Raw genomic sequence first — 21,599 nt, 5'->3', positions numbered from 1 at the left:
GGGGGCCAGGCCTGCCAAGACCTTTGCGTGGAACCCCTACAACATGATCCGCAACTCTTCTTTGGTGCTCGTGCTGAGCGCCACCTGCCACTGTGCCTGGGCGCAAGGCGCGCCTGTCGAACTGTCCGCCACCACCGTCGATGGCGAGCGTGAAGCGCCCAGCGGCGTGCAACTGGACACACCCATCGCCACCGGCTCGCGCCTGGGCCTGACAGCACGGGAAACCCCAGCCTCGGTGAGCGTCTCGGACCGCCGGGTGATCGAGCAGCGCGATGCCCGCGACACCCAGGAAGTGATCAACGCCATGACCGGCGTGAACGCCTCGGCCAACCCCGGCTACGGCGGCTTCGTCACCTACCGCGGCTTCACCCAGAACCAGGTGACCCAGCTCTACAACGGCATCAACCTGGGCTACAGCAGTGCCACCCGGCCGGTGGACGCCTGGGTGATCGACCGCGTCGAACTGCTGGGCGGGCCTTCGTCGTTCCTGCATGGCGCCGGCGCCGTGGGCGGGTCGATCAACTACATCAGCAAACTGGCCAGCCGCGACCAGCATACCGTCGACGGGCGCATCCGCTACGGCAGCTACGACGATGCCGAGTACGCCTTCGGCATCAACCAGGCGCTGGCCGCCAACCCGGCCGACGCCCGCCACTTCGCCCGCCTGGACTTCAGCCGCAGCCAGGGCAACGGCTATATCGACCGCAATGAACGGCAGACCGACAGCCTGGCGTTCTCGCTGCTCAGCGACCTTACCCCCGACCTCACCCACACCCTGGCGGTGGAGTACCAGGAGGACAAGGAAGACAGCCCGTACTGGGGCTCGCCGATCCTGCCCGGGCGCAGCACCATGAAGATCGACCAGCGCCGGCGTTTCGAGAACTACAACGTCGCCGATGGGCGCTACGAACAGCGGGTGCGCTGGCTGCGCTCGATGCTCGACTACCAGGTGAGCGACAGCACCAGCCTGCACAACACCCTGTACCAGTACGAGGCCCAGCGCGACTACCGCAACCTGGAGCGCTACCGCTACAACAACGCGGGCGATGTGACGCGCTCCAGCCCCTACCTGCAGCGCCACCAGCAGAGCGTGCTGGGCAACCGTATCGAGCTGCGCCACGACAACAGCCTGTTCGGCCTGGCCAGCCAGTGGTCGGCGGGGCTGGACTGGTCGCGCATGCGCCAGAGCCTGTACCCGAAATCGGGCAGCTGGAGCGACACGGTCAACCCGGACCACTTCGATCCCGGCAGCTTCTACGCCATCCCCGGCGTCAATACCGGGCTGAGCAAGCAACGCCGGCACGAGACCACCAACCGCGCGCTGTTCGCCGAGAACCGCCTGCAACTGACCGACCGCCTGGCGCTGCTGACCGCCCTTCGCTACGACTACCTGGACATGGAGGTGACCAACTACGGCGCCGTCACCCCCACCTCGCCGGCCTACTTCGAACGCCGCTGGGAGCCGCTGTCCGGGCGCATCGGCCTGACCTACGCGCTGACCCCGGCGGCCAGCATCTATGTGCAGTACAGCACCGCCGCCGATTTGCCGGCCGGCTCCCTGGCCGCGGCGACCTACTCCAACGTCGGCCTGTTCGACCTGTCCAAGGGCGAGCAATGGGAGGCCGGCAGCAAGTTCGACTTCCTTGATGGCCGGGGTGCGGCGACGGTGGCGGTGTACCAGATCGTGCGCAAGGACTTTGCCGTGGCCGATTCGAACAACCCCAACCAGACGGTGCAGGCTGGCCAGCAGACGTCGCGGGGGATCGAGCTGTCCGGGCGGTTGCAGGTGACGCCGCAGTTGCTGGCAGAAGCGAACTACGCCTATGTCGAGGCGCGCTATGACGAGTTCAACGAGGCGGTGGCTGGCAAGTCGGTGTCCCGCGAGGGCAATGCGCCGGTGAACGTGCCGGCCAACGTCGGCAACCTGTGGCTGACCTACAGCTTTACGCCGGACTGGTCGGCGGGAGTGGATGCGCGCTATGTCGATTCGGTGTATGCCGACAATGCCAATACGTTGAAGGCGCCTGCCTACACGCTGTTTGGGGCCTTTGCCCGCTACCGGGTGGATGCGCACACCACGCTGACTGCACGGGTGCGCAACTTGACGGATGAGGTGTATGCCAAGCAGGCGTACAACACCCAGTACTACATGGGGGCGCCGAGGACGTTTGAGGTGGCGATGGATGTGAGGTTCTAGGGGTTCTTGGTGCATGCCGAGGGATTGGGTGAAGGCCGCTAGGGGCTTGCCGGTAATCTTGCAGCGCCTGTGAGATCGAGCGCCGCCCGCGCGGCGCATCGCTGGCAAGCCAGCTCCCACAGAGCGGGGCGGGGGTAGCCATTTCATTATTTGTTTCGGGCCAGTCACTCCTGTGAAGGTACCGCTGCCCGCCTTGGTGCACGTCTTAAGTCGGGTGGGGCGCCCTTGGTGCCCACCTCAATACCGCGTCGTGCCTACAAGGCGTACAGCGATGAAACAACAGGAGTAACTGGCCCGAAATAAATGTGGGAGCTGGCTTGCCAGCGATGCGCCGCGCGGGCGGCGCTCGATCTTGAGGGCGCTGCAAGATTATCGCCATGCACCCGGTGGCCCACATGCGATCCCATTCCAGGATCAAGATAGGCAACTAAGCCCGCCCCCCAAGCACAGCGGTAAAAACAGATATCCCAATGTCGCCCTCAAAGCAGCACCCCGTGCACGCCCCTTGTCTACTGGCCTGACAACAACGACGGCGCACCCGATTGCGCCGCTTAGCCCAGGCTGCCAAGACCATCGGAGAGCACATCCATGTCCATCCCCCATGAGGTCCCGCCCGCCACCCTGCGCCGGGTGATCGCCGCCTCGGCCATCGGCAACTTCGTCGAGTGGTTCGACTTTGCCGTGTACGGGTTTCTCGCCACACTGATCGCCACCCAGTTCTTCGCCAGCCAAGACCCCAGTGTCGCCCTGCTCAAGACCTTCGCCGTGTTCGCCGTGGCCTTCGCCCTGCGCCCGCTGGGCGGCATCGTGTTCGGTGCGCTGGGCGACCGGCTGGGGCGCAAGCGCATCCTGTCGCTGACCATCCTGCTGATGGCCGGCTCCACGACGTTGATCGGGCTGTTGCCGACCTACGCCAGCATCGGTGTGCTGGCCCCGGCCCTGCTGACGCTTGCGCGCTGCCTGCAGGGCTTTTCTGCCGGGGGCGAATATGCAGGTGCCTGCGCCTACCTGATGGAACACGCACCGCAAAACAAGCGAGCGTTCTACGGCAGTTTCGTGCCGGTCTCGACCTTCTCGGCCTTTGCCTGCGCGGCCGTGATCGCCTATGGGCTGGAGGCCAGCCTTTCAGCCGAAGCGATGAATGCCTGGGGCTGGCGAGTGCCGTTCCTGATTGCCGCGCCCCTAGGCCTGATGGGCTTGTACCTGCGCTGGCGCATGGAGGAAACCCCGGCGTTCCGCCAGGCCATGGCCGAGGGCAAGCAACACAGTCACTCGCCGCTGGGTGACACCCTGCGTCACCATGGCCGCACCATTCGCAACCTCGGTGCGTTCATCTCGCTGACGGCGCTGTCGTTCTACATGTTCACCACCTACTTCGCCACCTACCTGCAGACCGTCGGCCACCTCAGCCGCGCCCAGGCGCTGCTGGTGACGACCGTGGCGCTGTTGTTCGCCGCTGCCGGTTGCCCGCTGGCCGGGGCGTTGTCCGACCGCATCGGCCGGCGGCGGACCATCCGCGTTACCTGCCTGTGGGTGATGGTGGCGGTGTTCCCGGCCTATTGGCTGGCCAGTTCCGGTTCGATGTCGGGGGCGTTGCTGGGGGTGATCCTGCTGGCGGTCGGTGCGCTGATGAGCGGCGTGGTCACCGCGGCGCTGCTGTCCGAGTGCTTCCCGACCCGCAGCCGCTATACCGCTTCGGCAATCACCTACAACGTCGCCTATACCCTGTTTGGCGGTACGGCGCCGCTGGTGGCGACCTGGTTGATCGAGCAAAGTGGCAGCCGGCTGGCGCCGGCGTTCTACCTGGTGGTGATCGCCTTGCTGGCGTTGATGGGGGGGCTAGCTTTGGTCGAGACCTCGCGCATTTCCCTTCATGACGATGAAACGCCCGCCCCTGATAACAACATCAGTAAAGTGGCCAATTGACATTGCCAGGGATAGGATCCAACTTAAATCCGCCGCCCTGAGACAGCACGCATGCAACTGGCTGGAATCATCATCGAACAATTGGACAATGACGGCAGTGTCGTGACGCTGGAAATGGATGCCGGCAAAGCACCTCACCTGATGGTTGCCCTTGCCAATGAGTATCAGAATGACAGGAGCGGCCCCTTCCACTTCCTGCGTGCCGATGACGAGCGTAAGTTCAACAAGCGCCTGGCCCAATGTGTCAGGCGCAGGCTTGGACCTGAACGCCTTATTCAACACAGTGCCAGTGACTTTACCTACCATAGTCACTGGCGGGGCCTGCGTACTTGCCGTCATCACTGGAGCTACTACGCTCTCAGCCTGCCCTTGCAAGTCACGCCTGTTGCAATCAGGGCATCCGACCCGAGCAATGGCCACGAATACAGGCACAGACTAATTTTCGACAAGCAGAAAGAACGCTACGTGGTGTATTTGGGGTTTGACTCTTCAACCACTTTCGTCGATTTCGATCTCACGGTCGATTTTTCAAGCGACAAGCAGGCAAAACCTCCCGCACCAGCTACAACTGGCAGTACCTTCCCTCTGCCTTCAAACGACTTCCACGAAGGGCTGATTGCGCCCGTTCAACGCCAGAGCATCATCCAATTTATGACAACCAACTACATCAACAATGGTGTGGCGGGAGCCATCGGCCCCAATGCCAGCTCACAAAATGAGACTTTGCAGCAGGTCTACCATGGTGGAGCGTCCTCCCTCGAGTACCTGCGGCTGGCTCAAGAGTTGGAATTGTTGCTAGGAAAACTCTGCTTACGGTTGCAAGACGAACCCGGCAACGCTGACAAACTGCAATTTATCGCCAATGCGCAACGGGCTGCGCTCCAGCAAAATGAGCACGGGGTGATGGAAAATTTAAGCAAGGCCGGCAGATGGGCATTCAACGTAGCGACGGATGTCGGCACACAGCTGGCTGCCGAATTTTTGAAAAGAGCCAGCGGTCTTTAATATTCGACTCATCTGTCGACCGCCCATGCACAGGGCGATCGACAGGGCTCCACCCGTCAGCGCAAATCGAACCTGTCCAGCTCCATCACCTTCACCCAGGCCGCGACGAAGTCCTTGATGAACTTGTCGTTGCCATCACTGCTGCCATACACCTCGCTCAAGGCGCGCAGCTGGGCATGGGAGCCGAACACCAGGTCGACCCGGCTGCCGGTCCACTTCACCGCGCCAGTCTTGCGATCACGGCCCTCGAAGGACTCGTTGTCCGCCGAAGTCGGCTTCCACTCCACACCCATGTCCAGCAGGTTGCGGAAGAAGTCGTTGCTCAGCGTGCCGGGCTTGTCGGTGAACACGCCATCCTTGCTGCCGCCATGGTTGGCGCCCAGTACGCGCAGGCCGCCGATCAGCACGGTCAGCTCGGGCGCGGTGAGGGTCAGCAACTGGGCCTTGTCCAGCAGCAGTTTCTCGGCCTTGACGCTGTAGCGGTCCTTGCTGAAGTTGCGGAAGCCATCGGCCAGCGGCTCGAGCACGGCGAACGACTCGACGTCGGTCTGCTCCTGGGAGGCATCCACACGCCCCGGGCGGAACGGCACGCTGATGCCGGCGGCTTTCTCCACGGCCGCGCTGCCGGCCAGTACGATCAGGTCGGCCAGGGAGATCTTGTTGCCGCCCTCGCTGCGGATCTTCTCCAGCGCCGTCAGCACCTTGTCCACGCCCTGGTTGGCCTTCCAGTCCTTCTGCGGTGCCAGGCGCAGGCGCGCGCCGTTGGCGCCACCACGCTTGTCCGAACCGCGGAAGGTCGAAGCCGAGGCCCAGGCGGCGGACACCAGTTCGCCGACACTCAGCCCCGAGGCCAGCACCTTGGCCTTGAGCGCGGCGATATCGGCATCGCTGGGCGCAGGGCCGGCCTTGGGCAGCGGGTCCTGCCACAGCAGCTCTTCGTTGGGCATTTCCGGGCCGAGGTAACGCGCCAGCGGGCCCATGTCGCGGTGGATCAGCTTGTACCAGGCACGGGCGAAGGCGTCGGCAAGCTGGTCGGGGTTGTCCTTGAAGCGCCGGGCGATAGGCTCGTAGATCGGGTCGAAGCGCAGCGCCAGGTCGGACGTGAGCATGGACGGCGCATGGCGCTTGGCGGGGTCATGGGCGTCGGGCACGGTGTTGGCACCCTTGCCATCCTTGGGCCGCCATTGGTGGGCGCCGGCCGGGCTCTTGGTCAATTCCCAGTCGAAGTTGAACACGTTGTTCAGGTATTCGTTGCTCCACTTCGTCGGGGTGGAGGTCCAGGTCACTTCCAGGCCGCTGGTGATGGTGTCGCCACCCTTGCCGGTGCCGAACTTGTTGCTCCAGCCCAGGCCTTGCTGCTCGAGCCCCGCAGCCTCAGGCTCCGGCCCCACGTTGTCGGCAGGGCCGGCGCCGTGGGTCTTGCCGAAGGCATGGCCGCCGGCGATCAGGGCCACGGTCTCTTCGTCGTTCATGGCCATGCGGCCAAATGTTTCGCGGATATCCTTGCCCGAGGCGACCGGGTCGGGGGTACCTTCCGGGCCTTCGGGGTTCACGTAGATCAGGCCCATCTGCACGGCGGCCAGGGGGTTTTCCAGGTTGCGCTCGCCGGCCAGGTTGCGGCTTTGCTCCTCCGGGCGTTTGCCGGGTTCGGCCACCAGATCACCCTTGCCGGGTGGCTGCGCCTTGCCATAGCGGGTGTCGCCACCCAACCAGACTTTTTCCGAGCCCCAGTACACGTCTTCATCCGGCTCCCACACGTCGGCGCGCCCCCCGGAGAAACCGAAGGTCTTGAAGCCCATGGATTCCAGGGCAACGTTGCCGGTGAGCACGATCAGGTCGGCCCAGGAGATCTTGTTGCCGTACTTTTGCTTGATCGGCCACAGCAGGCGCCGGGCCTTGTCCAGGCTGACGTTGTCGGGCCAGCTGTTGAGCGGTGCGAAGCGTTGCTGGCCGGAGCCGGCGCCACCGCGGCCATCGCCGATGCGGTAGGTGCCGGCGCTGTGCCAGGCCATGCGGATGAACAGCGGGCCATAGTGGCCGAAATCGGCGGGCCACCAGTCCTGGGAGTCGGTCATCAAGGCGGTCAGGTCCCTTTTCAGGGCCTGGAAGTCGAGGCTCTTGAACGCCTTGGCGTAGTCGAAGTCCGGGTCGGGACTGGACTTGGACGAGTGTTGATGGAGGATCCTGAGGTTGAGCTGGTCAGGCCACCAGTCTCGGTTGCTGGTACCACCACCAGCGGTTTGATGGAACGGGCATTTCGATTCGTTCGACATCTGCTTCTACCTTTGGGTCGGGTCGTTTCAGATTCCGGGCGCGTTTCCAGACGCAATGCCAGGTGTTCGATCAGCCGAGCCAAAGGCTCGTGCCTACCCCTCATCAGGTGTGGTCGGTCTGCGCCGACATGGGCTCGCGGGGTGCCTTGATAGCGCTGGCAAGGGGGTTGCCGGCGGCCACGCGGGCACCCGCCGCGATGGCTTTTCGCGGGGCCACGGGAAAGACTAGCCGAGCTTGGGCAGAGGTCTAATAGAAGCGCTATTGAGGGGTGATAGCGTGGCTCTGTCAGGGCTGATGACGCGCTAAATCGACACAAGCCAACCGGCATGAACTGTGCTTGAATCTGCCATCCCTCTGCGCCCAAGGCCCTCTGAATGAATCGCAACGACCTGCGCCGCGTCGACATGAACCTGCTGGTGGTGTTCGAGGCTCTGATGATCGAACGCAACCTCACCCGGGTCGGCGAGAAGCTGTTCATCACCCAGCCCACCGTCAGCGCCGCCCTCGCCCGTCTGCGCGACCTGTTCGACGATCAATTGCTGATTCGCAATGGCCGGGCCATGGAACCCACGCCACGGGCACTGCAGATCTTCAATGAGCTGGGCCCAGCGATGGACGTGATCTCGGCGGCGATCAGCCGGGCCAAGAGCTTCGAGCCGGCCAGCAGCTGCAACGTGTTCCGCCTGGGGCTGTCGGACGACGCCGAGTTCGGCCTGTTCCCGGCCTTGCTCGAAGCGCTGCGCGAGGAGGCGCCGCAGATCAGCGTGGTGGTGCGCCGGGCCAATTTCCTGCTGATGCCGGGCCTGCTCGCCTCGGGCGAGGTTTCGGTGGGGGTCAGCTACACCACCGACCTGCCGGCCAACGCCAAGCGCCGCAAACTGCGCGATATCGGTGTGCGGGTGCTGCGCGCCGACAACCGCCCCGGCCCGCTGACCCTGGACGAATACTGCGCGCGCCCCCATGTGATGGTGTCGTTCTCCGGTGACATGAGCGGCAACATCGACCTGGACCTGGCGCGCATCGGCCGCTGCCGCAAGGTGGTGCTGGCGGTGCCGCAGTTCGGCAGCCTGCGCGCGCTGTTGCGCAACACCGAGATGATCGCCACGGTGCCCGACTACGCCGCCTGCGCCCTGGCCGACGACGGCCTGCTGCGCGCCGACCCTGCACCATTCGAGATCAGCGAGGCCGAACTGTCGATGGCCTGGAGCAGCGCCCACGACAACGACCCGGCCGAGCGCTGGCTGCGCGAGCGGATCCTGCAGTTCATGGGCCGCCCAGGCTGAACCATCAACCTTGTCGATAGCGACCATGCTTGGCATCAAGTTCCGCTGATGGCGGGGCGCCGGGAGAATGGCCCCATTCGCACATCGACAAGGCCTCCCCCATGAAAACCGGCATGATCGCTGCCCTGCTCGCCCTGCTCGCCACCCTCACCGGTTGTGCCAGCCCAGCCAACCAGCCCGGCGCGCAAGCTTACGGGCATTTCTATTCGGCCACCGAGCTGTCCAGCGTCACCCTTGGCCACGGCCAGCACGTGGCCGTGCTGCTCGGGCGCGACTCCGCCGCTACCCTCGACTACCTGCAACGCCACCGTGACCAGGCCACCCCCGGCGCGGCCAGGAACACGCCGGTGGCGACCCTGGGCGGCAATCAGGCTTACGCATGGTTGGCGCAGTCCCTGGCCCAGGAGTTTGCCGAAGTCACCTTTTATGAAGACCTCGATACCCTGCTGGCCGACCGCCCGGATGTGATCGTGTTGCTGGAGGCCCGGAGCAAGCTGGCCAGTGCGGGGGACGAGGCCATCCAGGCCAGCGTGGCGGCGCGCTTTTTCGATGGTCAGCTGACCTATATCGGCCGTGCCGAAGGGGCGGCACGCAAGCCGGTCGTGGGGGTCGAGCTGGTGCGTCAGCTGAATGAAGAGCAGGCGGTGCAGGCTGATGCGCTGCGCCAATTCGATGCGTCGCTCAAGGTCTTGTTGCGCGGGGCGGTGTGATCGGGCCAGCCAATACCCGCGTTAAGTTGTCATGATTGCTTTCGTTCACTCCATCAGCACTACGACGAGCATGAACCACGAGAAACCAACGAGAATCAATGTAGAGGATATGTTCAAACGCTTTTTGAGTCGTTGCGGAAACGTTTTATAGTCGGTGATATCCAGCGCCCCTTTTCTTATGCAGTGGCCAGCGCAGAAAATCATGCCAGCTATGCCACACACTAGCGACATACGAGAATAAAATCCGTTGCGCCCCCATAACTGTACGAGCCAAGGGACTCCGGGGCTTTTCTCCAGCGATCCAAGGAGTGTCTGGAAATCACGCGAACATGCCAACTGGGCATGCAGGGCGACGCCCGAGAGCCCAATTAGAAGCGGTGTGATCATAAGCGCCATAGCCCAACCGGTACGCCAAAACTCGTTCATTCTTCTACGTACTCGTAGATGACCTCGCCAAGCATCTCCCCTCCTTTCATTCCAGCCATGCTACCTGCCAGCGAGCCGGCGCCAACCATCACGAGACTGCACGTGGTGGCACTGACTGGCCCTAAGCCCAGGCAGACAACCAGAGCACCACTCTTTCCGAGCGCACCACCCAACACCCCTCCGCTGAGGCCGACCGCAAAACTCCCCGCCTCGGTAAAACGAATCTTTTTACAGGCCTCTGTCTCATTGGCACGACAGGCCTCCTTGATCTTCAGAAAAGATGATGCTCCGCCAATCACAATACCCGCACGCCCTCCATTTTTCAGGTAATGAGACAGTCTCGCCAATTTATCCAGGTGCGTGGCGTACCCTGGAATAGCCCCTGGCGCACCCGCTTTGCTCCAGTGATGGATCAGACTTTTGCTGGATATGCCCAAGCCTCACCGCAGGGTTTCATGGCTGCCCAAATCCATATGTTTGTTGAGGAAGCTCATCTTCAACTGCGCATCCAGTTGCTGGAAGAGTTTTTTGCGCTGATTGAAAAACGCCGGACTTTTCAAATGGCCGTGCGCGAGAAACTGCTGTTGATGCAATATTTCTATGTAGCGCAAGGTGGTTTGCAATTCTTCGAGCGATTTGGTCATCATCGCTTGAGCAACGCCCATCGATAGGCTCACATCACTGAGCAAGCTTGCGATCTCAGCGTGATTGCGCATCATGAAGTTCGCTTGGTCATCGCCCACATCGGCCAATGCCTCCCGTGCTCGCTCGGCCGCTGCCATCAAACGGGCCTCTTCGCGGGTACAAGCATGCCCGTTACTCGGGTCGCCAATCACGAATATCTCGCCCGCTTTGAAGCCTTGATTGAAGGTCGGATTCAACCGCTGCAGACGGGCCACGGGCACTGGCCCATGCTGGTCGAACAGCTTCATGAGCAGTTGAGGAAACGAAGTGCCGTGCTGCACGATATGAAAACCGGGCTCCAGCCCACCAGAATTCGTTGAGACAGCATGGGCCACCACGTTAGTCAGGGGGTGTTGAGGCTGGTACGCGGTGGCCATGTACGGGCTGGCTGCACTGGTTGATGGTGACGGGTTTGTCTGTGCCGCAACCCTTTGGTTCAGGGGTGCGAGGACATGATTGCTGCCTGGCGCACATCCACATTCCACAAGGGTGCCGTCGACTGCGGCGGGGATACCATCCTGGCACCAGCGTGATTCGCCGTCGATGATCTTGCCCTCCTTGCCGCACCGTGGGCAGGGGGTGGTTTTGTCGCCTTCGAGCAGCCAACGGCGGCCATAGGTGGTGCCCCGGGCTTGGGTGGCAAGGCAGGTGGCGCCGGTGCTGGTGAGGTCACCGTCCAGCCCCTGGCCTTTGCCAAGAATGTTCATGCGCTGACTCATGATGCTGCTTCCTTGGGAATGAAAGCCCGCACGCTAGCAACATGAAGTGGTCTATTCTCAGCCGCCGATTAGCTTGAGAAAGGTCCTACAAAACTTAGAGATTTGGATGGCGAATATCACACGATGTGATCTCAAGTAGTACATACCAACGGCCTAGGGACCTGCTCATTCAAACCGCCGACTAATCGGTATTGATCTTGATGGCGAGGCCCCTGGCCTATCGGATCTTGCGCTTGTCAGCGCCTCACAACAGCCTGCAAACCTGTCCACAACCGCTGCACATGCTCACGCTCGGTCGGCAGCGCGCCCACCGACACCCGCACCATCCAGCGGCCGTTCAGGGTGGCCGGGGTGACATAGGCATCGCCCGATGCGTTCAACCGGTCCGCCCAGCCACGGGTATGGGCATCCAGCGCCTCGCCTTGCAGCCCCGCGGGGCAGTGGCGGATGCACAGGGTCTGCAACTGCACCGGCGCCAGCAGTTCCCACTCAGCCGACGCTTCGACCTGTTCCGCCAGCCAGCGGGCATTGTCCAGGTCGCGGCGCAGGCGTTGTTGCAGGGCCTCGACGCCTTCGCTGCGCAGCATGAACCACAGCTTCAGCGCGCGGAACCGGCGGCCCAGCGGGATACCCCAGTCACGCAGGTTCTTCACCTCGCCATCGACCGCCGACTGCAGGTAGCTGGGGTTGGTGCTCATCACCCGGATCAGGTGCTGCGGATCGCGCACGTAATAGATGGAGCAGTCGAAGGCCACGCCCAGCCACTTGTGGGCGTTGACCACCACCGAGTCGGCCAGCTCGATGCCATCCCACATCCAGCGGCATTCGGGGAGGATCATCGCCGAGCCGGCCATCGCCGAGTCGACATGCAGCCACAGTTGGTTGGCCTGGGCGATCTCGCCGATCGGGCGCAGCGGGTCGAGCGCCGTAGTGGTGGTAGTACCGGTGGTGGCGACCACGGCGCAGGGCTGGTTGCCGGCGGCGAGGTCTTGTTCGATGGCTTCGCGCAGCGCCTCGGGGCGCATGGCGAACTGTTCGTCGGTGGCGATCAGGCGGATGTTGTCGCGGCCGAAACCGGCCAGCAGCGCGGCCTTGTCCACCGAACTGTGGGCGTGGGCGCTGACATAGACGATCAATGGCTTGGCCTGGGCCTGCAGGCCGCCATGCACCTGGGCGTGGTCGGTGGCACGTTCGCGGGCACAGATCAGCGCTACCAGGGTGCTGGTGGAGGCGGTGTCCTGGATCACCCCGCTCCACTGGCCGGACAGCCCCAGCAGCTGGCGCAGCCAGTCCAGGGTGGTTTCTTCCAGCTCGCTCAGGGCCGGGCTGGATTGCCAGGACAGGCCGAGCACGCCCAGGCCGGTGCTGAGGAAGTCACCCAGCACCGACGACAGGGTGCCGTTGGAGGGGAAGTAGCCGTAGAAGTCCGGGTGCTGCCAGTGGGACAGGCCGGGCATCAACAGTTGGTCGACGTCCTTGAGGATGGCGTCGAAGGGCTCGGCCTGCTGCGGCGCGGCGCCGGGCAAGGCGGCCTTGAGGTAGCCGGGCTCGACCTGGGCCATCACCGGGCGTTCGGCGACGGTCTGGCGGTAGTCGGCGATCAGGTCGATCAGTTGGTGGCCGTGTTGGCGGAATTGTTCGGGGGTCACTGGCGGGCTCCTTGGTTGCTGGCTTTGGCTGCCTGTTCCGGCCTCATCGCTGGCAAGCCAGCTCCCACAGGTATCGGCTCGAGCCCTGTGGGAGCTGGCTTGCCAGCGATGAGGCCGGCGCAGACAACACAATGCCGATCAGTCTAGGCCGCCATAGCCTCACGAATAACCCCGCTTCGCGCATAGCTCCTATGGCAAAGGCGCATGCCCGCCCTGCACGCCGAACTGCGACTGGCGCCACAGCTCGAACACCCGGTTGCGCAGCCAGCGATGCTCGGCCGAGGCCTGCAGGCGCTGGTGCCACACCACCCAGTAGCGCTGGGTATGTTCGACGAAGCCCAGCGGTCGCCAGGCCAGCCCATGCAGGCGGGCCAGCTGGCGGGCGATATGCTCGGGCACCGTGGCCAGCGCCTGGCCGCTACCGATCACCGGCACCATGGCACTGAAGAACGGCACTTCCAGGCTGACCCGCCGCTGCAGGCCCTGGGTGCGCAGGTGGCGGTCGATGAAGCTGTCCTTGTCGCCGCCGCCGGACACCCGCACGTGCTTACAGGCCAGGTAGTCGTCCTGATTCAGTTCGGCCTGGGCGGTAAGCGGGTGATCATGGCGCATCAGGCACACCGCGCGGTCCTCGCCCAGCAGGCGGCCGTGCAGGTTGGGCGGCGATTCGTCGAACAGCGTGGTGGCCAGGTCGATCTCGCCACTGGCGAGCAAGGCATATTGCCCGGCCTGCCAGGTGCGGTACTCCAGCGACACCCCCGGGGCCTCATGCTCAAGCGCCGCCACCAGCTGCGGCAGCATGTGTTCGGCCACGTAGTCCGAGGCCGCCAGGCAGAAGCGCCGTTCGCAGCGGGCCGGGTCGAAGGCCGCCGGTTGGCGCAGGGCATTGAGTTCTTCAAGCACCTGGCGCAGCGGTTCCACCAGTGCCTCGGCGTGCTCGCTGAGCACGTAGCCACGGCCCTGGCGCACCAGCAGTGGGTCGTCGAAGGCTTCGCGCAGGTGGGCCAACTGGCGGCTCAGTGCGGGCTGGCTGCAGCCCAGGCGCTCGGCGGCATGGCTGAGGTTTTTCAGCTGCAAAAGGCAGTCGAGAGTGCGCAGGTGGGCGAGGCTGAGGGAGGCGAAGGTGGGGTGCATGCAGGTGGCCTGTTATTGAAGGCGTTGGCCCTATCGCCGGCAAGCCGGCTCCCACAGGGTCTTGCACTTTCCTGTGGGAGCCGCGGTTCGCCGGCGCGGCTTGCCGGCGATAGGGCCGCACACGGCCCCAGGGTTACTCGGTCAGGCCGACATAGACGTTCTGCACGTCTTCGTTCTCGTCGATCGCTTCGAGGAACGCTTCAACCTCGGCCAGCGCTTCGGCGCTCAGGCTGGCGGCGCTTACCGGGTTCTTCGGGGTGTAGCCGATCTTCGCCGAGGTGACGGTGAAGCCTTGCTCAGGCAGGGCCTTTTGCACGGCGTCGAGGTCGGTGGTATCGGTGATGAACAGGGTCGAACCCTCTTCCTCGCCTTCTTCAAAATCCTGGGCGCCGGCTTCGATGGCGGCCATTTCCGGATCGGCGTCGCCTTCCGGGGTGGCCTCGATCAGGCCGACGTGGTTGAAGTCCCAGGCCACCGAGCCGCTGGCACCCAGCTGGCCCTTGCGGAACAGCACGCGGATCTGGGCCACGGTACGGTTGACGTTGTCGGTCAGGCACTCGACGATCAACGGCACCTGGTGCGGGGCGAAGCCTTCGTAGCTGACCGCGTGGTACTGCACGGCCTCGCCGTCCAGGCCGGCGCCTTTCTTGATCGCGCGTTCGAGGGTTTCACGGGTCATCGAGGCTTTCTTGGCCTGGACGATGGCCAGGCGCAGGCGCGGGTTCATGTCCGGGTCGGCGCCGGATTTGGCGGCGATCTGGATCTCCTTGGCCAGCTTGCCCATGATCTTGCCCTTGGCGTTGGCCGCGGTCTCTCTATGCTTGGCTTTCCACTGTGCGCCCATTTCAACTCTCTTGTTTCAAGGGCCGGTTCAGGAAGCGACCGGCCAAAAGTGGGGAGAGTTTATACGCCCTCGGGCGGGTGATCGACAAGAAATCGCATCAGCTTCTTCGCGGGTCAGCCCTTGTCGGCCTTGCCCGCCGCCGCCGCGAACTTGGCCAGCCGCACATCCAGCCGCCGCGGCCTGGCGCCGCGATCCTCGGCGTGCTCCTTGCGCCGGATGGCATTGCGCACCATCAGCGAGCCGAGGTAGCGAATCGGCTCCGGCGGGAACTGCCCCAGCGGCCCCTTGATCAACGGCGAGCGGGTCCAGGGGTTGTCCAGGCCCAGGGCCAGGGACGAGAGAATCTGCCCGCCCATGTGGCACGGCCCTACCCCGCTGCCCGAATAGCCAAAGCCATAGAACACATTGCCCTGCCCATCGAGCCGGCCAAAGAACGGCAGACCGGTGACAGAGCGGTCGGACGGCCCGTTCCAGCTCGCCGCCAGCGGCACCTCGGCCAGGGCCGGGAAGAAATCGGCCAGGCTTTCGCGCAGCAGCGGCTGGTACGGCGATGGCTGGTCGAACACCGGCAGCATGCGCCCGCCATAGGCGAAGGTATTGCCGCCCTTGCCGAGCATCAGCCGACCATCGGAGGTGTTGTGGTAGTAGTGCACGAAGATCCGTGAGTCGAGCACGCTGACGCCGCTGTCCAGGCCAATCTGGCGCAACAGTTCCGGGCACGGCTCGGTGATCACCATGTCGCTGGAAACGATCGCCACGCTGCGCTCGAACTGCGGGAAGGCCCTCGCCATCCAGGCGTTGAGGCCCAGCACCACGCGGTCGGCACGGATGGTGCCGGCGCGGGTACGCACCTGCGCCGGCGCCCCATGCTCCAGCCCGGTCATCGCCGTGCCTTCGTGGATGCGCACGCCGCGCTGCAGGGCGACCCGGCGCAAGCCGCGCACCAGCCGCCCGGGCTGCACGGTGGCGGCGGCCGGTGAGTACCAGCCCTCCAGGTGGCGCTCGGAGCCCGCCAGGCGTTGCAACTGTGCAAGCCCGAGGCGCTGGAACGAGTTGATACCGCGCCGTTCCAGCGCCGCGATCACCGCGTCGGTGCCACCGAGCTGGGCCCGGTTGGTGGCGGTGTACAGGGTGCCGTCCATGCGGAAATCGCAGCGGATGCCGTTGTCGGCGCAGAACGCGCCGATGGCTGCGATGCTGCGTTCCGACTCGCTGACCAGGCGCACCGCCTCCTGCACCCCGAACAACCGCTCCAGGGTGAAGTACTTGGCCGACCAGGACAGCGCACAGCCACCGTTGCGACCACTGGCCCCGGCACCGCAGATATCCGCCTCGATCAGCATCACATCCAGCTGCGGCGCCTGCTCCTTGATCATCAACGCGGTCCACAGCCCGGTGTAGCCGCCGCCGACGATGCACACGTCGCAGCGTGCGTCGCCCTGCAAGGCTGGGCATAGGGCCTCGTCTTCCTGGTCCAGCGCCTGTTGCAGCCAGAACGGTCTCATCGCTTCGCTTTCCTTCAAGTACGCAGTGGCTTGATCGCCATGCTGGTGTTGGGGGCCACGTCATTGGCCGCAGTGGCGCTGGCCGGGCGGCTGTTCCAGTGCGGGATCAGCACCAGGGCGGAGAACAGCGCGGTGCCGGCAAAGACGATGAACACCGTGACGCTGTCGAAATACCCCGGCAGCAGGCCGCCGAGCACCGCGCCCACCGAACCGCAACCGTTGACGAAGCCTGCCGCGGTGGCACCGGCCTTGGCGGTGCCGAAGTCGATGGCTGCCGCGCCGCTGATCATCGAGTCGGGGCCGTACAGGGTCAGGCCCATGACGAACAGCAGGGCCACCACCAGCACCACGCTGCCGCTGTGCATGGCCGCCATGAAGCCGGCCAGGGCCATGGTCAGCAGCAGCAGGCTGATCACGCAGGCCGGCATGCGCCGGGCGCCGAACAGTTTGTCCGAGGCCAGGCCGATGATGATCGGGCCAAGCAGCCCGGCCAGCTCGAAGGCGGTGGGGATGATCGCCGCGCCGACCTTGCCCACCGAGGGCATCTGTTCGAAGACGATCACCGGGCCCCACAGCAGGATGGCGTAGCGCGCCGGCTTCAACATGAAGTAGGCCAGGCCCAGGGTGAGCACGGTGCGGTTGCGCAGGATCTCGCGCAGCGGCGCCCAGACGCTGCACAGGTTGCCCCCTGGCGCCATGCTTTGCGGCTCTGGCTCGACCGCCGGCAGGCCGACGTCTTCGGGTTTGTTGCGCTGGAAGATGAAGAACAGCACGGCCACCAAGGCCACCACCACGGCGCTGGAGAAAAATGCCGCGTGCCAGGTGCCGACCAGGGTGTAGGCCCACCAACCGGCGAACGGCGAAGCCACCAGGCCGCCGAAGGCGTAGCACGAGCTCCACAGCCCCAGCACCCGCCCGCGCTGGGAGGCCGGGAAGAAACTGCCGATGTTCTTGCACAGCCCGGCCCAGCCGGTGGACTGCGCCAGGCCCTGGATCAGCATGCAGGTGGCGAAGATCGGGAAGGTCGCGTAGCTGCCCATCACCACTGCCGCGGCTGCCGAGATCAGCAGCCCACCGAGTACCACCACACGCGGCCCGAAGCGGTCGGCGAGCATGCCCCAGGTGAACTGGCCCACGGCGTAGGCGGCCAGGTAGATGGCGTCGAGGTTGGCCATGGCGGCCTTGTCGAGCATGAACGTCGGGTCTTCGCCGATGCCGAGCTTGGCCACCGAGAACGCTTTGCGGGTGAAGTAGAAGGCGGCGTAGGCCAGCCAGGTGATCGCGAAGATCTGCATGCGCCAACGCTTGATGGCGCCCAGGGATTGATTCATTTGACTCTGACCTCTTGCTTGAGTGTGCCGGCAGAATGTGAAGAAACGCCTGTCTTGTTGTTGTGGTGCGCACTGCGTGACGGAGGGACGTCACTTGGTCAGATGGCGGCGGCGGTCTGGCGTGACCGGGGCGAAGCCATGGCCCGGGGCCACCGCTTGTGGCGATGGCGTCGGGTTGAAACACATGGAAACAGCTGCTGACTGATAAATAAAATCGATTTATCGTATTTCAAAAATAAGCCCAGCTTGTAAGCGGAGTGTTCGATGTCGGTTTCCCACGCTCAACTCAAAGCCTTTCATGCGGTTGCCGAACAAGGCAGCTTCACCCGCGCGGCGCAGAAGCTGTTCCTGACCCAACCGGCGGTGTCTGACCAGGTGCGCAAGTTGGAGGAGCGTTTTGGTGTGCTGCTGTTCCAGCGCAACAAGCGTTCGGTGCAGCTGACCGACCTGGGCGAGCGCCTGCTGGGGGTGACTCAGCGCCTGTTCGCCTGCGAGGCAGAGGCCGTTGAGTTGCTGCAGGACTCACGCGCGCTGCACACCGGCAGCCTGACCCTGGCGGTGGATGCGCCTGTGCATGTGTTGCCGCAGATCGCCCGCTTTTGCCAGCGTTACCCGGGGATCCAGGTAAAGATCGAGACAGGCAATACCGACGAGTCGCTGGCGCGGCTGTTCAGCTACCAGGCCGACCTGGCACTGCTGGGGCGCGATGTCGACGATGAGCGGCTGTTTTGCGTGCCGATGCGGCGTGACCCGATGGTGGCGTTCGTCTCGCACCAGCATCCCTGGGCCAGCCGGGGGGCGATCAGCTTGGCGGACCTGGATGACACGCCGTTGGTGCTGCGTGAGCCGGGGTCGGTGACGCGCCAGACGCTGGAGGAGGAAATGCAGCGGGCGGGGTTGCGGATTCGCTCGGCTATTCAAGTGGAAGGCCGGGAGGCGGCGCGGGAGGCGGTGGTGGTGGGGATTGGGGTTGGGGTGGTTTCGGCGGCGGAGTTTGGGGCTGATGCGCGGGTGTGTGCGTTGCCGATTGTTGATTGTCAGCGGCATTTGACGGAGACGCTGGTGTGTTTGAGTGAGCAGCGGACGCGGCGGGTGGTGGCTACGTTTTTGGAGATGGTTCGGGAGGGGGTTTGAGGTTTTCGGGTTCGGCTTCGGCTTCGGCTTCGGCTTCGGCTTCGGCTTCGGCTTCGGCTTCGGCTTCGGCTCTCAGTGTGTTTGTTTTGGTAGATGCATGCGCATTCGGCGGTGATGGCGACTTATAGTCACCTTTCCGCCCTTACGGCGGGTTACTTTGGTCGTGGCCAAAGTAACCAAAGCCGTTCGCTCCCATCATACGGCCCCTGCGCTGCGCTCCGGGGTCCCCTCGACTCCGGCGCCTTCCGCTCGGCCTCCTGAAGTCGCAATTTGTGCTGCCTGGACTATCGCGCGCTTAGAAGCAAAAGCAAAAACAGATCAAGAGCAGATCAAGAGCAGATCAAGAGCAGTGATGTTGCGATCTAGGTTTGACTGCTGTTGATGTGTTGTTTGATTGGGCCCTATCGCCGGCAAGCCGGCTCCCACAGGTACCGCGAAAGTCTGAAAGTTTCGCTCAAACCTGTGGGAGCTGGCTTGCCAGCGATTGCAATCCTGAGTTCCCACTTAATCCAACTAGCGACAGCTAACGCCAGCCCAGGCGCCGCCCCTAACTTCGCGACTTCAGGAGGCTGAGCGCAGGCGTCTGGAGGGCCCTGGTGCGCAGCACCCTTCGGCGCAGCCGAAGGCGCGAGATGTAGACTTGCGCAGCAAGTCGGAGGCCGCGCGGGCCCGGAGGACGCCGGAGCGAAGGGACCCCGAAGCGCAGCGTAGGGGCCGTATGATGGGAGCGAGCGGCTTTGCTTACTTTGGCCAAGACCAAAGTAAGCCGCCGTAAGGGCGGAAAGGTGACTTCGCGTCGATATCACAAATGAATGCGCATACAACTATAAAAACCAACACAACCAAGCAACCAAGCAACCAAGCAACCAAGCAACCAAGCAACCAAGCAACTAAGCAACTAAGCAACTAAGCAACTAAGCAACTAAGCAACTAAGCAGCCAAGAAACCAAGAAACCAAGAAACCAAGAAACCAAGCAAACCTAAAAACGCGAAAACCCAAAAACAACACCCTCTCGAACACACATCTGATTTATGCTGAACCCCCTCCCTCGAGACCCCACCCCATGCTCTACCGCCTGGCCGCCGACACCCTGGTCCTACTCCACCTGACCTTCATCCTCCTGGTCCTGTTCGGCGGCCTGCTGGTGCTCTGGCGCCGCCGCGCCCTGCTCATCCACCTCCCCGCCCTCGCCTGGGGCCTGGCCGTGGAAGGCCTGCACCTGGAATGCCCACTGACCGACTGGGAAAACCGCCTGCGCGCCGCCGCCGGCAGCACCGGCTACCAGGGCGGCTTCGTCGAACACTACATCTGGCCCCTGATCTACCCCGCCGGGCTGACCCCACAGATCCAGCTATGGCTAGGCGCCGTCGTACTACTGCTCAACCTCGGCGTCTACGGCTACGTACTCTGGCGCCTAGCGCGTCGCCACCACGAATAACCGCGGGAACGGCAGCAGCACCTTGCCGTCAGTGGCCGGCGGGTAATCGCGCTGCATTGCCTGAAGGTAAAGCTGCAGGAAATCCGCCTGCTCCCCTTCGTCCAGCCGCGCCAGGTAAGGGCGTAGTGCCGACCCCTTGAACCACTCCACCACCGCCTCGGCGCCTCCGGGCAGCGGGTGGTGATAGGTGGTGCGCCACACATCCACCCGCGCGCACAGCGGGCTGAGCAGGTCGTAGTAGAACGCCGCGTTGTGCCGCGGCGGCAGGCTGAAGTCGGCGAATTTGCAGGCCCACGGCCCCTGGCTGGCAATGTCCCGCAACTGCCGGTGCGCGGGTTCGTCGAGGTTGTCCGGGGTCTGCACCGCCAGGCTGCCGCCTTCACTGAGCTGGCGCACCAGGTGCGGGTACAGGCTGGCGTGGTCGGGCACCCACTGCAGCGAAGCGTTGGCGAGGATCAGGTCCTGGGGTTCGGGGGCCGTCCAGTGGGCGATGTCGGCGATCTCACAGCGCACCCGCGGGATGCTAAGGCGCGGCCGCTGCCTGGCCTTGTCGACCATGTCGGCGTCGCTGTCCAGCGCCGTTACCTGGGCATCGGGGAGGCGCTGCAACAGCACTTCGGTGGAGTTGCCCGGGCCGCAGCCCAGGTCGGTGGCATGGCGCACCGGACGCGGCGGCACGGCAGCGAGCAAATCGCGCACGGCGCGGGTGCGTTCGGCTTCGAACAGCGAGTACTGGGTGGCGGACCAGGCCATTGTGTGGCTCCTTGCGTGGCGGATGTGTGCAGCATAAGCCATTCGTCGAGTGAAGCGCCGGAACCGAGTGACTATGCTGCAAGTCTGTCCCTGCATGCGCACATCGATGAAAACCACACTGTCCCTTATCTTGCTCGCACTGGTCGCCGCCTCCGCCCTGCTTGGCTCCCCGTGGATGAGCCAGCGCTTCGACCTGGCCGACCTGCGCACCACCGCCAGCCAGCAGCTGACCCGCCACCTGGAGGACGGCAGCCTGCTGGTGCTGCAGCCCGACAGCGCAGTGGACGTGGAATACGACACCCGCCAACGGCGCCTGACGCTGCTGCAAGGCGGGCTCTACGTCGAGGTGGCCGATGACGACCCGCGGCCCTTCCTGCTGGTCACCGATCACGGCACCCTGGCCACCCACGACGGGCAAGTGGCGCTGGTGCGCAAGGCCGGGCAATCCGACGTCGAACTGCAAGCAGGCAGCGCCGAGCTCGACAGCGGCGGGCAGCATGTGCGCCTTGGCCCCAACCAGGCGCTGCGCTTCGACCAGGCTGGCCCTGTGCACTGAACGAAAACGGCCGGGCCCCGCAAAGGGCCC

General features: G+C 64.3%; 18 protein-coding genes. 8 read left to right on the top strand and 10 right to left on the bottom strand.

Annotated elements, in window-relative coordinates; all coding sequences use genetic code 11:
- Window positions 1-43 precede the first annotated feature (43 nt).
- The 3 genes from L6D77_RS01575 (at window position 44) to L6D77_RS01565 (ending at window position 5,128) form a co-directional block, all read left to right on the top strand.
- Window positions 44-2,197, top strand: a complete 2,154-nt coding sequence (locus L6D77_RS01575) for a TonB-dependent receptor (RefSeq protein ID WP_232885349.1) — start codon at window positions 44-46, stop codon at window positions 2,195-2,197.
- Between the two features lie 588 nt (window positions 2,198-2,785).
- Entirely contained in the window at window positions 2,786-4,123 is a 1,338-nt protein-coding gene (locus L6D77_RS01570) for an MFS transporter (RefSeq protein WP_232885348.1), read from the top strand.
- A gap of 51 nt (window positions 4,124-4,174) precedes the next feature.
- Window positions 4,175-5,128: a hypothetical protein gene (locus L6D77_RS01565; RefSeq protein WP_232885347.1), complete on the top strand. Its 954-nt coding sequence runs from the start codon at window positions 4,175-4,177 to the stop codon at window positions 5,126-5,128.
- A gap of 56 nt (window positions 5,129-5,184) precedes the next feature.
- Here L6D77_RS01565 and katG read toward each other — a convergent pair whose 3' ends face one another.
- Window positions 5,185-7,401: a catalase/peroxidase HPI gene (katG, locus tag L6D77_RS01560; protein WP_232885346.1), complete on the bottom strand. Its 2,217-nt coding sequence runs from the start codon at window positions 7,399-7,401 to the stop codon at window positions 5,185-5,187.
- Between the two features lie 375 nt (window positions 7,402-7,776).
- Between katG and L6D77_RS01555 the strand changes: the two genes are divergently transcribed.
- Window positions 7,777-8,685 (top strand): LysR family transcriptional regulator, encoded by a 909-nt coding sequence (locus L6D77_RS01555; RefSeq protein ID WP_232885345.1) that lies wholly within the window; start codon window positions 7,777-7,779, stop codon window positions 8,683-8,685.
- 101 nt (window positions 8,686-8,786) lie between these two features.
- Window positions 8,787-9,395 (top strand): ATPase, encoded by a 609-nt coding sequence (locus L6D77_RS01550; RefSeq protein WP_232885344.1) that lies wholly within the window; start codon window positions 8,787-8,789, stop codon window positions 9,393-9,395.
- Between the two features lie 45 nt (window positions 9,396-9,440).
- Here the strand turns inward: L6D77_RS01550 and L6D77_RS01545 are convergent, their stop codons facing one another.
- The 8 genes from L6D77_RS01545 to L6D77_RS01515 form a co-directional block, all read right to left on the bottom strand.
- Window positions 9,441-9,821 carry a hypothetical protein gene (locus tag L6D77_RS01545; protein ID WP_232885343.1) on the bottom strand — a complete coding sequence of 127 codons (381 nt, stop codon included), beginning with the start codon at window positions 9,819-9,821 and terminating at the stop codon, window positions 9,441-9,443.
- Window positions 9,818-10,258: a hypothetical protein gene (locus tag L6D77_RS27325; protein WP_309295645.1), complete on the bottom strand. Its 441-nt coding sequence runs from the start codon at window positions 10,256-10,258 to the stop codon at window positions 9,818-9,820. The genes L6D77_RS01545 and L6D77_RS27325 overlap by 4 nt, the downstream gene beginning before the upstream one ends.
- A gap of 3 nt (window positions 10,259-10,261) precedes the next feature.
- On the bottom strand, window positions 10,262-11,224 hold the full coding sequence (locus L6D77_RS01540; RefSeq protein ID WP_309295644.1) for a PAAR domain-containing protein: 963 nt from the start codon (window positions 11,222-11,224) through the stop codon (window positions 10,262-10,264).
- A gap of 236 nt (window positions 11,225-11,460) precedes the next feature.
- Window positions 11,461-12,873, bottom strand: coding sequence for a DOPA decarboxylase (locus L6D77_RS01535; RefSeq protein ID WP_232885342.1), 1,413 nt, complete (start codon window positions 12,871-12,873; stop codon window positions 11,461-11,463).
- A 189-nt stretch (window positions 12,874-13,062) separates the two neighbouring features.
- On the bottom strand, window positions 13,063-14,007 hold the full coding sequence (locus L6D77_RS01530) for a LysR family transcriptional regulator (RefSeq protein ID WP_232885341.1): 945 nt from the start codon (window positions 14,005-14,007) through the stop codon (window positions 13,063-13,065).
- A gap of 133 nt (window positions 14,008-14,140) precedes the next feature.
- Entirely contained in the window at window positions 14,141-14,851 is a 711-nt protein-coding gene (locus L6D77_RS01525) for a YebC/PmpR family DNA-binding transcriptional regulator (RefSeq protein WP_232885340.1), read from the bottom strand.
- A 113-nt stretch (window positions 14,852-14,964) separates the two neighbouring features.
- Entirely contained in the window at window positions 14,965-16,356 is a 1,392-nt protein-coding gene (locus L6D77_RS01520) for an FAD-dependent oxidoreductase (RefSeq protein ID WP_232885339.1), read from the bottom strand.
- A 14-nt stretch (window positions 16,357-16,370) separates the two neighbouring features.
- The gene (locus tag L6D77_RS01515) at window positions 16,371-17,687 is read right to left on the bottom strand and encodes an MFS transporter (protein ID WP_232885338.1); all 1,317 of its coding nucleotides are present in this window, start codon (window positions 17,685-17,687) and stop codon (window positions 16,371-16,373) included.
- A 264-nt stretch (window positions 17,688-17,951) separates the two neighbouring features.
- Here L6D77_RS01515 and L6D77_RS01510 point away from each other — a divergent pair, with 264 nt between their 5' ends.
- The gene (locus L6D77_RS01510) at window positions 17,952-18,821 is read left to right on the top strand and encodes a LysR substrate-binding domain-containing protein (RefSeq protein ID WP_232885337.1); all 870 of its coding nucleotides are present in this window, start codon (window positions 17,952-17,954) and stop codon (window positions 18,819-18,821) included.
- 1,064 nt (window positions 18,822-19,885) lie between these two features.
- Window positions 19,886-20,260, top strand: a complete 375-nt coding sequence (locus tag L6D77_RS01505) for a DUF2784 domain-containing protein (protein ID WP_232885607.1) — start codon at window positions 19,886-19,888, stop codon at window positions 20,258-20,260.
- Here L6D77_RS01505 and tam read toward each other — a convergent pair.
- The gene (tam, locus tag L6D77_RS01500) at window positions 20,237-21,013 is read right to left on the bottom strand and encodes a trans-aconitate 2-methyltransferase (RefSeq protein ID WP_232885608.1); all 777 of its coding nucleotides are present in this window, start codon (window positions 21,011-21,013) and stop codon (window positions 20,237-20,239) included. The genes L6D77_RS01505 and tam overlap by 24 nt on opposite strands.
- A gap of 106 nt (window positions 21,014-21,119) precedes the next feature.
- Between tam and L6D77_RS01495 the strand changes: the two genes are divergently transcribed.
- Complete coding sequence (locus L6D77_RS01495) at window positions 21,120-21,569, top strand: FecR domain-containing protein (RefSeq protein ID WP_232885609.1); 450 nt, start codon at window positions 21,120-21,122, stop codon at window positions 21,567-21,569.
- Window positions 21,570-21,599: the final 30 nt, after the last annotated feature.

The sequence above is a fragment of the Pseudomonas parasichuanensis genome (genome assembly GCF_021601385.1).
Taxonomy (GTDB): Bacteria; Pseudomonadota; Gammaproteobacteria; order Pseudomonadales; family Pseudomonadaceae; genus Aquipseudomonas; species Aquipseudomonas parasichuanensis.
This window is presented reverse-complemented; position numbering and strand designations above follow the sequence as displayed.

Excerpts from the sequence above, each read along its gene's own strand:
- L6D77_RS01570 (WP_232885348.1), top strand. The coding sequence starts at position 2,786 with ATGTCCATCCCCCATGAGGTCCCGCCCGCCACCCTGCGCCGGGTGATC.
- L6D77_RS01530 (WP_232885341.1), bottom strand. The coding sequence starts at position 14,007 with ATGCACCCCACCTTCGCCTCCCTCAGCCTCGCCCACCTGCGCACTCTC.
- L6D77_RS01550 (WP_232885344.1), top strand. The coding sequence starts at position 8,787 with ATGAAAACCGGCATGATCGCTGCCCTGCTCGCCCTGCTCGCCACCCTC.
- L6D77_RS01540 (WP_309295644.1), bottom strand. The coding sequence starts at position 11,224 with ATGAGTCAGCGCATGAACATTCTTGGCAAAGGCCAGGGGCTGGACGGT.
- tam (WP_232885608.1), bottom strand. The coding sequence starts at position 21,013 with ATGGCCTGGTCCGCCACCCAGTACTCGCTGTTCGAAGCCGAACGCACC.
- L6D77_RS01495 (WP_232885609.1), top strand. The coding sequence starts at position 21,120 with ATGAAAACCACACTGTCCCTTATCTTGCTCGCACTGGTCGCCGCCTCC.
- L6D77_RS01520 (WP_232885339.1), bottom strand. The coding sequence starts at position 16,356 with ATGAGACCGTTCTGGCTGCAACAGGCGCTGGACCAGGAAGACGAGGCC.
- L6D77_RS01505 (WP_232885607.1), top strand. The coding sequence starts at position 19,886 with ATGCTCTACCGCCTGGCCGCCGACACCCTGGTCCTACTCCACCTGACC.
- L6D77_RS01510 (WP_232885337.1), top strand. The coding sequence starts at position 17,952 with ATGTCGGTTTCCCACGCTCAACTCAAAGCCTTTCATGCGGTTGCCGAA.
- L6D77_RS01575 (WP_232885349.1), top strand. The coding sequence starts at position 44 with ATGATCCGCAACTCTTCTTTGGTGCTCGTGCTGAGCGCCACCTGCCAC.
- L6D77_RS01555 (WP_232885345.1), top strand. The coding sequence starts at position 7,777 with ATGAATCGCAACGACCTGCGCCGCGTCGACATGAACCTGCTGGTGGTG.
- L6D77_RS01565 (WP_232885347.1), top strand. The coding sequence starts at position 4,175 with ATGCAACTGGCTGGAATCATCATCGAACAATTGGACAATGACGGCAGT.
- katG (WP_232885346.1), bottom strand. The coding sequence starts at position 7,401 with ATGTCGAACGAATCGAAATGCCCGTTCCATCAAACCGCTGGTGGTGGT.
- L6D77_RS01545 (WP_232885343.1), bottom strand. The coding sequence starts at position 9,821 with ATGAACGAGTTTTGGCGTACCGGTTGGGCTATGGCGCTTATGATCACA.
- L6D77_RS01525 (WP_232885340.1), bottom strand. The coding sequence starts at position 14,851 with ATGGGCGCACAGTGGAAAGCCAAGCATAGAGAGACCGCGGCCAACGCC.
- L6D77_RS01515 (WP_232885338.1), bottom strand. The coding sequence starts at position 17,687 with ATGAATCAATCCCTGGGCGCCATCAAGCGTTGGCGCATGCAGATCTTC.